Origin of the sequence: Mesorhizobium sp. M0800, from assembly GCF_040320095.1 — a bacterium.
In the GTDB taxonomy this organism is placed as follows: domain Bacteria; phylum Pseudomonadota; class Alphaproteobacteria; order Rhizobiales; family Rhizobiaceae; genus Mesorhizobium.
Genome location: NZ_JAMYOZ010000033.1, coordinates 43,142 through 59,811 on the forward strand (window position 1 = coordinate 43,142; position 16,670 = coordinate 59,811).

At 61.0% G+C, this 16,670-nt stretch carries 3 protein-coding genes; all 3 read right to left on the reverse strand.

Translation table 11 applies throughout. The annotated features are described in order from the left end of the window. Nucleotides 1–73: 73 nt before the first annotated feature. Nucleotides 74–5,836: a hypothetical protein gene (locus NKI18_RS27975; RefSeq protein ID WP_353021296.1), complete on the reverse strand. Its 5,763-nt coding sequence runs from the start codon at nucleotides 5,834–5,836 to the stop codon at nucleotides 74–76. Then, on the reverse strand, nucleotides 5,826–15,539 hold the full coding sequence (locus tag NKI18_RS27980; RefSeq protein ID WP_353021299.1) for a hypothetical protein: 9,714 nt from the start codon (nucleotides 15,537–15,539) through the stop codon (nucleotides 5,826–5,828). The genes NKI18_RS27975 and NKI18_RS27980 overlap by 11 nt, the downstream gene beginning before the upstream one ends. Nucleotides 15,540–15,944: 405 nt before the next feature. Then, a complete protein-coding gene (locus NKI18_RS27985; RefSeq protein ID WP_353021301.1) occupies nucleotides 15,945–16,580 on the reverse strand; it encodes a hypothetical protein in 636 nt (211 codons plus the stop codon). Nucleotides 16,581–16,670: the final 90 nt, after the last annotated feature.

The following is a 16,670-nucleotide window of genomic DNA, read 5'->3' on the forward strand; positions in this document are numbered from 1 at the left end:
CCACATCAAAAAATCTTCGTTCATGCTGCTGTCGTTACCGGATGAAATTCAGCCTATTGCAGTGTTCCTGAAATTACCGGTCAATTTCAATGCGACAGGAGAATCGCGGACCGGATTCGATGAAGACATCGCCTTCGTACGTTTCTAAGGCCTCCGGAGTGACGGGTTCCTCCCGATAAGTAGCTGGGCGGCGGTATTCAACTTCTTCAAGATAGAACGCAAGGCGCTCGCCAGGGCCGAGTTTGGGTAGGTCGACAAAAGTCGCGCTCCAGCTGAATTCTTCCCCCTCGTCATCACGCACCGCCAGCTTCTGCCACGGGGCGGCACGTAGAGAACCATCGAGGGCCGACGCTTCTCGGTTTGTTGAGCCGATCAATTCTTGGCGGAGTTCAACCGGCGTGCGCGTCGCCGGCCTGTTGGGCGTGCCTGCTATCTCGCGGAAGGCCCGGGCGTAAATGTAGGGTGCGCGATCGGCGCGAGCGTGAGGTCTGGTCTGCTTGGCGGAAAGTGGTGGGTCACTCTTGCGCAATGATGAGCGTCCGGAAACCGTCAGGTCCAAGCGGCGATTGATTGCGTCGAAACGGTGGCTCACCTTTCGTGGCGGCAGCAATTGAGCCCATTGCACTGTCGGCTGCGAGAGACGCAGATCCTCGCGTGTTCGATCGGCGAATCGCACCAGACCGAACCGCACGAAAGGCGCATCGAACGACGGGTGTCGTAGCTTCACATCAATGTACCACTGATCATCCTCTGGGTCGAACAAAGGTTCGTATACGAGCAAACCCACGTTCAGGAAGCGCTTCACTTTTTCGGCTTTGTCCCGGCTATCGCGATGCTCCTCAAAAACCGGCATCGGGACATTTTCGAGCGCGTAGGCGATCTTGGTCGCCTCGGGATCAGCGTTTCCTATCCAGTCGAGGAAGTGGTTGCGGTCCAGGAAATGGGATCGCGAATTCTGGCTCTCACGAAGCGGATCAGCGCCCCAACGCGTAATGAACCTGCCGCCGATGTCGAGGTCGGAATCCTGAAAGTCGTTGAGGGTGACCTCCCGGGACTCGTGCTTCGGGCCGGCTTGGTACTGGACAACATTGTTTTTCGTGCTGACCTTGTTCCAATTCGGCGGCCAGACGACGATCGCAACCTTCTCGTCGCTCGCCGCCGAATACCATCCGCGGCTGAACGGAATTCTGATCACACTGTCGCGGCAAATGGTTGTCCAGGCCTCGGCGCCTGTCCCTTTGGTGCCAAGGGTCCAGTGGAACCGATGGAGGGGCGTGAGCGCGCTGAGCTCGGACGGCCTGGCAGACCCCATGAGGTTCACCGCTATCTCCGCGGATGACGTCGTAGAGGCCTTCGGCAACAGCGGTTCGGCGGGGACGAAGTCATGATCTTCCCGTCTGTTGGCAGTGGTGAGGTGCCGTACGGTGCGCGGGAGAGCGTCGATGCGGAATGCCAGCGGACGCCCCTTGCAATCCGGGAAGGAGTGTTTCGGGCTGACCTGCGTATCGACGAAAGGATCGGACTTTGCACTGTCGCTATTCGACTCGGGACGCCTGTAGAGCAGCTTCTCGAGCGGAACGAGACTCAGCCCGGTCTCCGGATCCGCCGGAAATTCAGCAATTGTCCGCGGCAGATTGCGCACTTCGAACAGGACAACCGACGCTTTCGGAAGCGTTACGCGTCCGTCCCTTTCCACCTCGAAGCCGTAAATCTGTTGCGTCGTCTTGAGATAGGGATTTGCTAGGTCATCCATGACCCAGGGCCAGCTGCCCGCGCGCTTTTCGGCGATGCTTCGGGTCCGTTTCGGATCATCTATGGTCGGATTTGCCGGCGACGGGGCGCGGGCGACGATGTCGAAGCCGCCAACAAGCCTAAGGTCGATGGCGATGTGGCCGGTGAGATATACGGACCGCTCGTTCTCCACGATCGGCGGTTCGTCGCCAAAGATTTCGGTCTTGAAGAATACGTCCGGTGGGACGCGCGCCACGCGTACCGGGCGCTGCTTACCCGTCGTTTGCATCTTGTCGGTTACGGCTACCCTATCCTTCAGGACGTTGGAGGCGTGCACCGCCTCAAGGGTGGTGACCGCGGCGATCTCCGGGATCGGGCGTTTCACAAGCACGCCTTCGACCAGTTCCGCCAGTCCCATCATGAACGCGTGGCTGGGCACGGCAAAACCGCCCGGCCCCACCAACGCCGGCTCGCAGTCGAGTGGGTTTTTTGCGCTTGGCGCGTATTTGCCAGCGAGGGCTTCGCCGAGGATTTTGACCAATCCGGTGGTGCTGCGTTTTTCCGCGTCCGCGCCGGGGGCCTCGCCGCTCCTGGCGCTGGCTAGGATGGCCATCGACTGGATGACCGAAAATTTCGTCGCAAGCGAACCGAGCGTCGGGACATGCCAGCAGTCGACCTCGAACTCGTCGCCAGGCGCCAACCGCAGCTTGATTTCACGAGCCTCTCCGACCGGGTGTGGTGAAGCAATATTGTCTCCCCACGGGTCGAGCGAAACCGATTGCGCATCGCCGGCGAAGATGTCGCGTTGCTTTGGAAGCGCGTTAGTCAGCCGGTGTTGCGCGCGCTCGACCGTGACGACGACCGGCGCCGCATTCGGATAGGATCCGCCTTTACCGACCTTTCCATGGAGGTCTACCGTCAGCGGATCGCCAGGCAGATACGTGCTCGTGCCAGCGACCCGCAACGCAACAACCAGTTTGTAAGCTGCCGGGTCGGGGTAATATTGCGGCTGCGACTCGCCTCGTTCCATGCCTTGATCTGTCAGCACGCCGTCGCCATAAGAAATCAGCTCGGATTGCGGGTTCTGCGAACGGTTCGCAAGCCCCCCCGCTTTGACTGCGAGGGAAGCAATTTCGCGGTCTGCGATCGGAAATGTCGCTTCGTTGAACCCGCGCGCAGATCGGGTGCGAACGACTGGGAAACCGCCGTTGACCTCGTCGGCGCTCCATTCGAACTGGCGATAGGCTCCGAGCGGGCGCTTAGCCTGCGGGTCGCGGTCGAACACGCCGTGGCGCGCCGCCTCCTCCATCGACACCGACGGCGGCAGGATGATGCGCTGCGCAATCGCGGGCTTCTTGCGATCCAAGCCGACACGGTCATCGCCGGACCTCACCACGAGCGCGGAAGCCGACTGATGCCCCATCAAGCCATCCGGTTTGGCCACCTTGCTTCCGGGCAAAAGGACAACGGGGCGATCGATCGCTTTCTGGCGAAGGAAACGGAAAAAGCGCGGTCTGCTGGCTGACGTGCCCGGCGGATACGGAAAGTGCTGATGCTCGCTTTCGTCCAGTGCGCCGGGCGTAACCGAGCCGCCGCCCGAAAACACCGACCGTAACGCGAACCTGTATGGCCATCCGTATCGCAAGCGGGGCGGCAGCGCGGTGGCGGGCAAACCATCCGTGGTGGGTAGCGAAACCTCACGGCCGAAGGGCATGATGTCGGGACTGGCAGGCATGCCGTCGTTGTCGCCGGCTTTCTTGCCTTTCTCCACCGACACAAAGGCGGCGCGAACAGCGTCCTGCCCCATCGGCGAGCCGGTCCAGGTCGCGATGTTTTCTGCCACGACCATTTCGACCAGATCGGTTTCCGATATATCCTGCGGCGCCGGCACAGGGGCGACAGGCGTCTTGCCCTTGGGAAGAAGCTGATCCGGAACCGAAATTGAGCTGGCCTCGAAAGCGACGCGCTCAGGCGACTTCCAAAGGCCCGCCAGCTGCGGCATCAGAGAATTCGCGATCGCCGCAAGCCCTGCGTCACCGGATTTGCCGTAGTCGACGAGCCGGTTCATCAGCGGACGCCATTCGGTGACAACCTCACCGTCGGTGGGCCGTAGTGCCGGGACGCCAACATCGAGCCGGAAGCCGACGGTAAGGTCGGTAGCGTCCATAACGTACGGCTTACCGTCGAGTTTCAGGCTTCGATCCGATCGGACCGCCAGTGCAGTAGCCTTCTCTGCGCGGGCGCCGCGATCGAGCAGCGCTATGCCCGCAGTCTGATAGATAGCGCCAAGGGCGCCAAGGCCGCCGTCGCGAGAAGCGTGTTCGGATCTATTATTATCATCATCATCATCGTCATCGTCGATTTTGTTTGGATATTCTCGCGCGGCGCGCGTTTGCACGAGCTTGTCCCGCATCTCGGTTGCGGCGCGGACATCGAGGCTGGTCAGGTCGAACCGTGCCGCGCCGCGGGCACCCTCCACCCAGCCCGCCGACATCGTGCGATAGCCATCGATGATCGCGGAATTGTTCGCCGTGCAGGCGCCGTCGCGACAGGCCGCCAATTCCTCGCGCGTTGCCGGCCAGAAGTTGGCCTTCTTGCCGTCTGTTTCATCCAAGGACAGCTTCGCGAGCGTCGCTGGCGCCTTGAATCCGGTCTGCATTCCACAGACCTGTCCTTTCGCGCCGTCCTGGGCGCTGATGAGAAGGAATTTTTCGCCTGCGCCGCTGCTGATCCAGTCCGCGGCTGATTTATGCCCACCCGTTGAGCCGATTTCTATCTCGATGTCGATGGCCAGACAAAAGAGCCGCGCCAAAGCTGGCGTCGATTGCATGGTAAAAAATGTCTGCGATACCAGGCGGGTGACAGCGTCGAAATCACCCGATTCCGCTTTCGCCTCGGTTCCTTGGTTCCGGTGCGCGCCCCAACTCGCGTAGCTGTGCGCGGCCGTGCCTTGGGTGATGGCGGCGTCGGCCTTAGCTTTCTCCAGTATCTCACTCGCGCTCGTCCTGAGATGCTCCGACCAATCCTTGCTCAGGTCGCGCGTCTTCAGGTTCTGAGGGTCGGTCGAAAAACCCTGAGCCTCCTTGAAGATCTTTCTGGATATATCTCGGTTTTTCTCTAAACCGTCATAGTATTTCTTGTGCTCGGCTTTCTTGAATTCCTTTACCGCTTTTTCAACTATTTTCTTTTTCGTAGCGTCATCGCCGGGCTTTCTCCATAAGTTGATTTCTTCGTTTGTCAGGCTGGCGACCAGTATTGGTTTTCCTTGCATCGCCAACGAGGTGTCCTCCTCGCCGCTTTGCAGCGCCGCCCACGCGCGATTCCTGATCTCCGCCAGATGCTGCCGGGCGCTGTCGACGCGGGCAGCCGATTTCTTCATCAAGGCTTCCTCGGCTTGTGAATCACTTTCGCGAAGAAAGTCGGCCCAGGCCAGGCGCAGGCTGGTCGCAACATCGTCAGCGCGATCATATTCGAGTGCAAGAGCAAGTTCGCCGTGTGGCGTTGCGTAGATCGCATCGACCTCACGCGTGCCGCTTTCCTTGGGTTTCTGAAGCAGTTGCCCCTTGTCGCCGAAAACCGGCTGGCCGTAGGCTGCGTCTTCGTTCCCGTCGATCGCGCCGGGTTTGATCGCCGCGTTCTGGTTCGGATCAAGCGTTGACCTGAGGCGATCCCAGGCTTCCTGCCCGGCAACATCCGTGCCTGACGTCCCTTCGAACGCCGCCGTCCAGAGCTTGGAAATGTTACTGAGCGCGGAACCTTTGCCGAAGGTATTTTCCAGGCGAACGGCGTGCGCCTCGACCGGCCACCCTTCCGACGCGGCTTCGGCGATGGTTTCCGGGCTGATCGGGTAAATGCGCAAGGGAAGCCGCCAGTCCCTTTTTTTGAACAACTCAACAATCCCGCGCGGCCATGCCTGTAGCGTCATGTCGCAGTTCTGCGAGGAAGGCGCCGGCGTGAGCATGAGCGTGGCGCGCAGGACGGATTGGCCGCCGCTTTTCGTCCTGACGCCGGAAGGTACGACGCGGATCAGCGGAGCGACATTGATTGCCGACGCGGGCTGGTTTTCGCCGACAAGCGCAGTGAAGGCAGCTCTGTCAATACTCATCGGGAAGCACCCCGCATGGCGTGATTTTGTCGAAATAACGGGAGAATTCGCCCCAGTTTTCGCTCATGCAGACGACCTTGGAGCGGATGACCGGCCCCTTCAGAGCTGCGGCGGGGACCGTGCTGCCGGTGACAAATCCATCGAGGCTGGCGGTCTCGATGGAATCAGCGAAGTTCCGGGCGAAGCGGCTTCCGATGGAAGATCCGTCCGGATCGCGCGACGCTTGATCACCGCCGCCGTCGAACCCCTTGCTTTCGGTGCGCTCGAAGCTGACCGAATAATCGAAGTCGGCGATGCCCATGGAGAACGAGAAGGAGAAGACGGCCAGCCCGGTCATATTGCCGTTCACCATACCCAGCCGGACATAAAGCGAAGCGGCGAAGTTGAAGACCCAGATATTCGCCGAGCCGCCAGCAAAAAACGTACCACTTATTTCAGTGACCTTGGGCACGCCGGGCAGAGCGAGTTGCCGGATGTAGAGCCCCATCATGATGCGGCCCTGGCCGGTCAGCGGGCCTGCCGCGAACGAGCCGGCCGCGCCGAAATCGAAACCGAGCTCGAAGCCGACGATGCCTTTCGCGTTGGCGTCGACAGACATGAAGCCAGACCCGCCGAACGGCAGATACGAAATAGTGAATGGCGAGTCGTAGCGCGAGAGCGAGGCGCGGAACAACGCCTCGCCCTTGTTGGTGAAGGGCAGCAACGCAGCCGTGTTCAGCGAAACATTGAAGAAGGAGCACGCGCCGACGGAAATGATCCCGAGGTCGAGCTTATATCCGGCCTCGATTCCCGGAATGCCGCGCAGAGGTATGAGGTAGGCGCCCGAGCCTTCCTTGGGCGAAAGATAGGACTGCAGGTCTTCGAGGAACTTCAGCTCCGGCCCGATCTCGTAGTCGTCGTAGGCGATGTCGAAGCGCGCATCCTCACCCGTCCGCGATTGAAAGTTGGCGCCGCGGAACTTGAGGGTAAGCGCGTCGAAACTTCCCACTAGCTTGATGTCGAACGCCCCGAGCGAGCCGACAACGCGCGCTTCAATCCCCGGGTTGAGCAGGTCCACCTCGATCTTTGTGCCGATCTTCAGCTCGCAGCCGGGCCGTGGACTGAAAATTCCTGCGGTGGCGCTCTTGACGGCCGCAGGCAACGGCAGATCAACATCATAAGTATATTCTATCTTGGCTGGGATAAGATCAAGAAGATAGGCTTCGATCTGCTCGCGAATCTTGAAAAAGTCATCAAGGTTGATGTCACCGCGCAGTAGCTTCTTTGCGTCCTCTATCAAAGAGTTGACGATCGCCACGGGCGCTGACTTGCCGTCGCCCCAATCCCGGACGAAGCCGGCGAGGTAGCGGCGCTTCGCCCGGTCGCTGATCGTCGTCACGGAAGAATGTTCGAGCCATGCTGCGTCACCGGCAAGACGGTCGTTAGCGACGTTGAGATTCGTCTCATTGTCCGCCGGTTCATACTTCACCGGGTCTGCATCAATCTTGAGCTGCGCTGCGTCCGGCAACAGCAGCAGCCGCTTCGCGATCGGCTTGCCGAGAACGAAGCCGTCCAACTCGCTCCAAAGCGCGTTGCGCGCCTTGAGCAAGTCGTCCTTGTAGAATTTTGCGATTGCCAGTTTGTCAAGCGCTGCCGCTGCCAGACTGTCCAGCTTTTCGAACCCTTCCTTCTCGAGGCCGCGGATCGCGCGTTCAATGGGAAGCGTCACGTCGAACAGTTTTTCGAGGTCGACTTCCAGAGCCCATCTGAGTGGCGGAGTCCCGTTCTTCGGGACCGATTCCGACGCGATCAAGAACGTCTCGATCAGGTTGCGGATCTTGTCCAGATCTTCAAAAGAAGGCTGGTCTTTTGCTGCGATTTCACCAATGCCTGTCGTAACGGTTTGCAGGTGCTGTTTATATGCGGCCAATCGATCCTGGAGAATTTTGAGCTGCGCCAGCTCGACGGGGATCGGTAGCTTGTCGACAAATGCCCTGATCTCATCGAAAAAACCCTCAGGAATAGCGTCGACGATCTGCTGGGCAGAGCGGAAGAGACTGTCGAGTTGGCGGGCGATCGCCTTGACAAGAGCTTCGCTGCCGGTCCTCACCTTCGATTTGGTGTCTACGGTCAGGTCTTTAAGTACACCGCCGACCACGGCTCCCACCGCCGCGGCCGCAATTACCTCACGGGTGCTCTTATGTTCGGCGCTGGTATCAGTCAGAATGCGCCGAATGGTCGTCGCCAGTGATCGGAGATTGGCGAAGTTCCGCTCAAGCATCGCCTTTCGCGACGCCACATAGCGCCGAAGGTCGGGCCGCAGCGACGTCAGGCTTTCGGCGCTAAACTGTTCCGCCGGCACTGCGAGCTTCCCGAAGACCGTCTTCTTCAAGCCTGCCGTGAGGTTCGCGTCGTTGAGGAGGTCGCGATAGAACTCAGCCAGAGCGGTTCCGGTCTCGACAAGGGTTTTCGTGAGAACCGACCGGGTGTCCCTGACCGCATCGCGCAGCTCTTTGGGCGAACTCGGGACTGCGATATTTTTCACGTCCTCGAGCGAGTCGCGCAACTCGTCGACGCCGTTGTGCAATTGCTCGATAAAGGATTTTTGGCCCGGATCTTCCAAGTGCGGTTCGACGTCGTCCGGCGCAACATCACCTTTGAATTCAGGAATCTGGCCGGCGATGACTGTCAGCTCACAGTCGTTCGCCATCGGTTGCTTGAACTCGACCAAAGTGATGCGCAAAGGCGCGAGCGTCGCGGTCAGAGTCTTCTGGATGTGGCCGACAAGGCCGGCAAGGTCCTCGGCGAGCGCCAGATCGATCCCGAACAGCGCGTTCAGGATAACGCTAAAGCTGGTTGCCGCCGCGAACAAATCACCCTTGGCCATTGCCTCCTTGGCCTTACCAATCTCGACGACGACAGCCTGGAGCGTTGCATACTCTGCGGCGTATTCCTCCCTTATCAAAGCGACCGCTCGCTGGACGATCGCCGACTGGATTTCGTCGCTTTTCAGCGCCGCGACCAGCGCCCTGGCCCTCGCAATCTCCGCGGTGAGTCTTCCCTTCACCTCCTCCTTGAGATCAACGACGATCGAAATGATCTTCTCGACCGCACGCTCTTTGGGTCCGATACGTTCATTGATCTTCTCGGCCGCAAATTCGCGGAAGCTCTGTTTACTCGTAAAGATCGAGCCGGGAGTCTCGATGCCGCAGCTTTGACCTTCATCGAAAAGGTCTTCGAGCTTGACGTTCTCAATCAGCGTGCAGCGGATCATTGCCGCGAGTGTCTTTCGTGCTTCGCCGCTGGTCAAAAAAACAGGTTCTGCAAGGATGGCCAGTTGCTGGTCGACACCCTGCAGCGCCTCGTCTTTTAGCCATTCGAAGCGCGGCAGCGGCAAGGCGATCTCGACAAAAGGCTTGTTGTCTTCGCCGGCAATTACAAACGCGCTGACGGTCTCGGAAAGATTCTTGGTCGACAGGCTTTCGAGCGCGTTCGCGAGCACACTCTTGGCATCCTCGAATTTTTCCGTAAGCAAGGCGCCCAGCTCGCCCAGCCGCCCGGTGATTGCGCTTTCGAAACGCTCGAGCGGATTCGCCGCCGTGCGTCGTACCGCATCGAGCAGGCTCTGGCCGGTTTCGTAGACGACGCTGAGCGCGATCGCGAAGGCAATCTCGTTCGAGGTTTCGAGAGCTGCATCGATCGCCCGGTCGAATACCTTGAGCGCGCCGTCCAGTTCGGGAAACAGTTGGTCGAGCGTTATCAACGTCAAGACGCTGCCGAGCTCGCTCTGGCTGCGACGGAGCTCTGCATCCAACTCGTCCCACTCGCGGATTGCGTCTTTGACCACCGCCGAGAGTGGGGCGACAACCTGTTTGCGGATGTAGTCGGCAACCGAAACAGCCGCGGCTTCCGCCTTGGCGGCTGTCGCGGCGCCGAAACGCACCACCTCGAGCAGGGCGGGCGCACGCTCTCCGGCGCCGCCGAGGTTAGTGTCGTCGATGAAATCAATGATCTTGTCTATGCGGACCAGCCCAAGCAGCTTGGAATCGCCGAAGATATCCTTGACCACACGCTTCGGGTCGGGCTGCGGAGCCGCCGCATTGGTCCCGGGGACAGCCGCCTGCTGCACAGGCGTCGCGGAGAAAAGCTTGGCGAGGCTGTCGCGGTCGCCCTCCGCCCTGCGTCGGTTTGGATCAAATTTCGAGAGGCGAACTTTGCTTGCCACCGTGCCCTTGGTTCTGGACAGGGCGACGATGCTTCCCTTCGGTTGGAAGATGCCGCCGGACTGATCGCCGTTGTTGTTCATCTCCTGGCTGGCGGGGTCGATCAGGTTCAGGAAGACTTCGACCGGATTCTCCTGCGGCAGATAGCCTTTGGCGACATAGTGGCCGTCATAGGTCGCACGGAAAGACTCGCCCTGACGCGCCGTCAGGACCTCGTTTTGCTTGAGGCGGACGCGCGCTGTTTCGACCACCGGATAGACCGGCGGCTGTTCGGCGCCCTGCAGAACCGGGTCGAACGAGAAACTGTCGCCTCTGAGCTTGTAGACCTCGATCATGACTGTCGGGTCGGCCGGGTCGTCACCCGGTGCGCTGGAGACGATTTCCGGCTGCTGTGTTCCGAAGCGGCGGCCCTCCACGCGCAAGGTGATGAAATCGGTCTCGACGCTCGCCGATCCGGTCTTCTCCTCGTCCGTGTAACGCACTTTTTCGCCCGAAAGCGCCAGCGTGCGCCTGTGGCGCAGCGGTTCGACGGGCGCCATTTTTTCGCTGTCGGGACTGGGGACGCCGGCGCGAACATCCCCGGCGGTCAGCTGTGGGACATCGGCGGCCTTGGTCCGGTTGTGATAGATATCCAGCGTGCCGTTGTAGTAATGGCGCAGAACGTTGAGCGTCTCCTCGTCGTTCACCGCGACATTGTCTACGAACAGCATGGGACAGGCGGAGTAACTTTTTCCGATCCGCACGCCGAAGCGGATGTCGGCGGCGCTCGACATCGCGGTTCGGGGCCAGAAGACCAGGCCCGGCGCGTTGCGGAACTTGATCCGCCCGCTCGCCAGTTCCAGGGCCGGCAGACCGTTCAGATCCGCTCCCTCGATTGCGTTCGGATCGACGATGTCGGGCGTCGTGACCGTCAGCAGTTCGCATTCTCCTGGCGGGAAGCAGCGTCCAAAGTCGGTATGTCCGGGTACTGGAAAATCCTTGATCGGCTCCGTGCAGCGCACGAACATCCGCTGCCGCAGATACGCCTTCATCGTTCCGTGGGCGTCCTTGTCAAAGACGCGCTCGGTGACCTTGACCATCGAGGCGCGGAACATGAACGGGAGCAGGTAGCCCTTGTAGACGACCTCGCAGTAGACGTCGCGACCGAGCGACGTCGAATGCTGCCACCGTTCGATCGAAAGCGCGTCGAACAGGTTCCTGCCGTCGAAATACTTGGCCGAGGCGGGCGGCGCGAAGCTCGTGTCGTGGCGGAGCGATCCGCCGAGCGCGGTCAGCGTCAGTTCGGAGACGCTGAGAGGCTGCGGCCGATAGATTTCGTTGCCTGGCAGGATGTCGAGCAGCTTGTAGTCGTCATCGGGAACGAATTGCCCGGAACGAGCGCCGGGCAGGATTTCGGAGGTGTCTCCGGACTTGGCCATGACCGGCAGGCCGAAGGCGGACGAAAGCACGACGAGTTCGTGCCGGTCGAAAGCATCCAGGCTCGTGCGGAACTGCCGGGTCGCGATGGGTCTCTGACGCAGGTTCCATCGCCGGCAAAGCTCCGCGATCATGAGTGGCAGCTTCGAGATCACCGCGTCGCGGCGCCTCGCCGGCTCCTCGTTGAGGTCGACGGCGCACAGTTCCTCGTCCGTCAGTTCCTTTCCGTCGAGATAATCCGGCGTTTTGTCGACGAATTCCGACGGGGCGAGGTCCTGCGCGCTCGTCTCCGCTCGGCTGAGCAGCCACGGCGCATAAGGCCCGCGCGGTGGCGCGCCGCCGCCGGGCAGATTTGACTTCAGATCGAGCGCCTTCGCATGCAGCCGTCGGTGCCCGGCGCTGACGAAATCGACGGCGAGGTCCGGCGAATAAACCGCGCGGACATCCGGCGGCCCGACATCCTCCTCCAGCATCAGACGTGCGTGCCAGAGCGTTTCCGCTAGCCCGTTTCCGAGCTGGTCCGGTTCGGCCCTTGGCTCCGTCAGGCCGCCGTCATCGTTGTGGATCGCGATCGTGATCGCCGTCGGGCCTTTCGGACCGGGGGTTCCGTAAATGCCCGGATGGATGCCGCGCGGGCTGCGAAACGCTGCCCTCTGCGACGGTGAGAGAACGAGCCGCGCCGGAAGCTCGATCGACGTCTCGAAGGGCGACGGCGGCGGGCGCAGCGATTCCTTGATGCGCGCCATCCGGAATTCCCACTTGCGTTCCTCGCTCTGCGAACCGGGGAGGAAGCCCAGATGGTCGAGCATTGCGCTGCCGTGGAGATTGATTTTCCGACGGCTGCGCGCGTCCAGCCTGCCGCCGGGCGCCGGCGCGAAAACCTGTTCGGCGCGCTTGACCACGGCGAGCTCCATCGCGGCCCAATTGGTGAGACCCGAGAGGCTGAAAGGCAGCGACGAGACGCCCATCGCATCGTCGTTCTCCGGGATGAAGCCGAGATGCCCCTTGATTTTCCGCCGGTGCGCGGCCTTGGCGTCGCCTTCCGGCCAGGGCGTGTTGGCGATGTTCCTGGCCTCTGCCAGTGCATCCCTGCAATTGACGCGGAAGGCCAGCCGCGACGGGTTGGCGTGCCGGCCCTCGACCACCTCTTCATATTCGTCGAGCCCCAGGATGTGGTTGACGAAGTATTTCCCGGCCCAGTCGAAACGCCTCACCGTGCGGGGCGTCGGCCCGGCACCCCCTTGATCCGGGGCCTGGCTCCATGGAACTTCGATGCGATCCGCGCCCTTGCCGTCGAGAAGGATGAATTCGATCTGCCAGGGGTCGGGTTCGGTCGGCCGGTCTTCATCGGGAAGCTCCGGTGGGGATTGTCCCGCTTTCGGCCGGTTGGCGCCGCCTGTGAGTTTCTCGCCGAGGGCGTAGACCGCCATCGCCTCCCGATAGAACGACCGGAAGAGCTGATAGGTCGGAACCACCGATTCCAGCATCGCCTCAACCGCGATCGCATCCTCGAAGGAGTAGTCCCTCTCAGGTGGCGGCGGCGAGCCTGGGGCCGGATCCGGCAGGTGCCTGGTGCGACGGAGCAGCTTGGCTTCGTTCGATCCGGGCGGAAATGCCCCGCTCGGGTCCTCCGCGCGGACGCGGCGCTCCTTGGCGCGGACGCCGGCGGCCATCAGCTTCAGCTGCTCTTCGACCGCCGCGAACATCTGCGCGATCAGCCCGGCGGCGAATTCCTCCTTCTTGGTGTCGCGGATCTCCCGCAGCCTCGCCGCCGCGTCGGGATCCAGCCCATACGGACCGATATAGATTCTCTGGTCTTCCGGAAGACCGTTTTCCTTCGACAGCGCCTCGGCGATCGCGCTGAATTCCTTCAATGCTTCCGCAGGGGCATCGTTCTTGTTCTTCTTGAGATCCCGTACCTGCGTGCGTAGCTGCTTTCGCTCGCCAACCGTCGGCAAAAGTGCCAGGGCGCGCAATATTTCATTCGGATCGCTGGCGTCGATCCCGCCGGCGAGCCCAGCCCAGGCGCAGGCCGCCATACTGCATGGCGTCATCGTGCCCGGCTCAAGAACAACTTCCGGGAGAGGCGTCAGGGACGGCCTGAAGAAGGCCTGTTCCATGATGTGCTGGGAGGGGAACTCCACCACGAGGATGGGGCGCGTATCTTCTATCTGCGGCGCCGCGATTCGCGGTTTCGATTCCTCGTCGGCGGAACCTGTTTTGCCCTTGACGTCCTGCGGCGGCGCGCCGCGCACCACGCCACGGTTTTCTCCGGGCAGGCTTGGAGTTTTTGCGTAGATCCCGCAGGCCTGCGACACGGGAGCGATGCGCGGCCCGTCCTCGAAGACGAGAAATAGATTGAGGAAGCGGAACTTCAGGCTGACCAGGTCGCGATAGCGCGCCGCCTCGAGCCGCGCGTTCGAAAGGTCGATGCGCGCCGCAAGCGCCGGTTCGCCGGCTGCCCCGCCGCCCTTCCCGGCCTGGGGTGCGAGGCCGCGTCGGCCGAGCCACACGAAGCTGCGCGGCGCGGTCCTCAGAGCGTCGGGTTGGAACAGGAAAACCAAGTCGGTCGGCTCGAATGTCAGCGCGCTGTGGCTTGCGTCTTCCAGAGAAACCTCGGACTCCAGCAGCAGCGTATTTATCTCGAGCCACTCGATCGTCCGCTGATCGTTGGCCGTGTCCCACTGCGCACCTTTCGTCAGCAGCCAGATCGGCGCGGCGGAATACTCGCCAAATGGCTTGCGCTCGAAGATGCTCGGCCGGCTAACGGTGTCCGGCTGGTCGGCGGTGCGGTCGCGCGAATCCGCCGTCTCTATGGGCAGCACACCGACGCGCATGCCGCCAACGGGCGTAGTTACCCGGGCCGAGTTTTCAAATGGATCGTAGACATCCCGGGCCGAGGCGATTTCTTTCGACGCGCCGGCGAAGGTGAGCTCATCCCCCGCCGCGAACGGGTCGTCCAACTTCACATCGCCCACGATGTCGATTCGGCGTTTTGCGACGCCGATGATATCGGGGAAGGGTCCGGTCACCACCGAACCGGACGCGTCATCTGTCTCGAATTCGAGACTCCATCTGCCCGCCAAAATCGCTTCGCAGCGGTGAATCTCGGGGTCTGTGCCGCGTCTTTCTTTTTCCGAGGCAACGATGAGGCAAGAGCGGGGCTTCGACTGCGAACGCAGCGTTCCTCGGATTCCGTGTTGCGCCGGCAGCGCGATTGACACATCGCCCACATCGATGACTTCGCCGGTGGAAGCGGCGGCGTCTCGCTCGCTGATTGCCACGCCCACCACGACATATCCCTGGGCTTCGGGCGGCGCCGCAAGTTTGTCGTCAGGCGGTTGAGGTGTCTGACCGAGAGCACTCCCGCGTGCCAGGTTGTCGTTTGTCGACCAGGCGACGCGAATTCGATCGGCGCTAACAGCGGGTGAGAACGGCCGGATGACCGCTTTGCGGTCGTAGGCCTGCCCGTCTACCGTCCAGACGATATATCGATTCAAGGAAAGCCGCACCAACGCCTTTGGGGTCAGGGCCGCCGACGTTTCGGACTCCGCTCTGACCAGTCCGTTGAAAACGAGTTTGAAGCTTTGGGTGATGCGCGGGGCGCGCAATATCTGCACGAGTTCCCTGTCCTTCGCGAAGTCCTCGAACGGAATGGCCTCGGCCCGCTCACCTGGCCGCGTCCGATCGGCGGGCTCGGCGCCGAGATCGAATGCGCTTTCGCCGCCGCCTTCTCCCAGCCACAGAGTGGTTCGGCATACGATCGTCCACAGACCCTGTCTCTTTGCCTCGTCGTTCTTTTGATCCGGATCATAGGCGAATTTGAACTGCATCGATGCGTTTCGGCGACGGCCGAAGCTCACATTCTCGATCTTCAGGGTCACGGCCTGCGGACTGGCCGAATCGAACGCGTGACGCGGACTGAGCTTGAACGATGCCGCCGGCCCGAACGCTTGTCTCGGTAAAATCCATTTGGCGATCGGATCTTTGAGCGGGCCGGCGGCGCCTTGTGGCAGGCTGTGCAGGGGCAGCGACACCAGAGTCACTGCCAGCGTCTCGCCGTCCTGCGCGAGATCGAACCTCAAATCGCTGGTGGTCCACTTTTCATCATCGGTCGGCGCTTGGCCGATCGCGAGTTGAGGGAGCGCCAACGAAGATGTTGCGACGCCGCCGAGGAATGCCCGGCGCGATACTGGTGAACCAGCCAACGAAACGAAATCGTCCACCCAACTCCAGTTCAAACTTCTTGGAACCGCGACGGGATGGAAGCTGCCGGCGCAATGCGAGTTGAGCCCCATTTACCCTCTCCCCAATCTATGCGAACCTCAATCCACGACGAATGCAATATATTTCTGTTTTCTATAACACTTATAATGAGTTTTTCGTTCATCACATTACTGAACGTACCAAAGTTAAAACAGAATAGAATTCTTCTTTACTGAAGTCAGCGTCGCGTTGAATGTGAATTGACAACGTCCGGCTTACTCCAGTTATGGTTTATAGTAGAGACCTACGTCGTTAGGCCTGATCCAGACGGCCGAAAGCGGGCATCCGATAAACATTCGATCCGGCGTATCTAGGAATAAACTGGCGGAGTTTGGCGCCGACAGCCCTCCCCAGTGAAAACCGTCGAAATCGTATTGCTGGCTGGTGCCAGGAAGGATAAGGGCAACGTGCCCCGGCCGGCGGACACCGTCGTCAAGCCTCCCCAGTCGCGCCGCCACAACCGGGGAGCCTTTGTTGGCAAGACTCTGCGCTTGATCCAACGCGGCTTGGTCGGTCGCAACCCCGATCTTCTTCCAGCCCGCATTGCCGGGCATCTGCAACCCGTTGGCGATGTCATTCGCCAACATGTAGCTGCCGTTCCCAGTTTTGAAATCGGTGTTTCCGAAAAGTATCTCAAGCGCGCGACCAAGGAACACATTACATGCCGTACGATCGTCGCCCGGGGCCGTACATTGCAGCAGCGGAGAGAGCTTGTTCTTGGCCGCGGTTTCATCCGCCGTCGCGTCTGGCTTGTCTGGCCTTGTCTCGCATTCCTTGACGGGGAATGCCTGGACCGGGCTGTATGCCAAAAGAGAAACCGCCATCAAAACAAAGGCGCGCATTACAACATTAGCATGCATAAAACACCTCCATTTTTCTGTGCGGTGAATAACCGCACAAACTATCTATTTGCAGCGGTTATGGCTTTCCTTGTATTCAGCGTTATCTCA

Coding starts and splice junctions, on each gene's coding strand:
- NKI18_RS27985 (WP_353021301.1), bottom strand. CDS start 16,580: ATGCATGCTAATGTTGTAATGCGCGCCTTTGTTTTGATGGCGGTTTCT.
- NKI18_RS27975 (WP_353021296.1), bottom strand. CDS start 5,836: ATGAGTATTGACAGAGCTGCCTTCACTGCGCTTGTCGGCGAAAACCAG.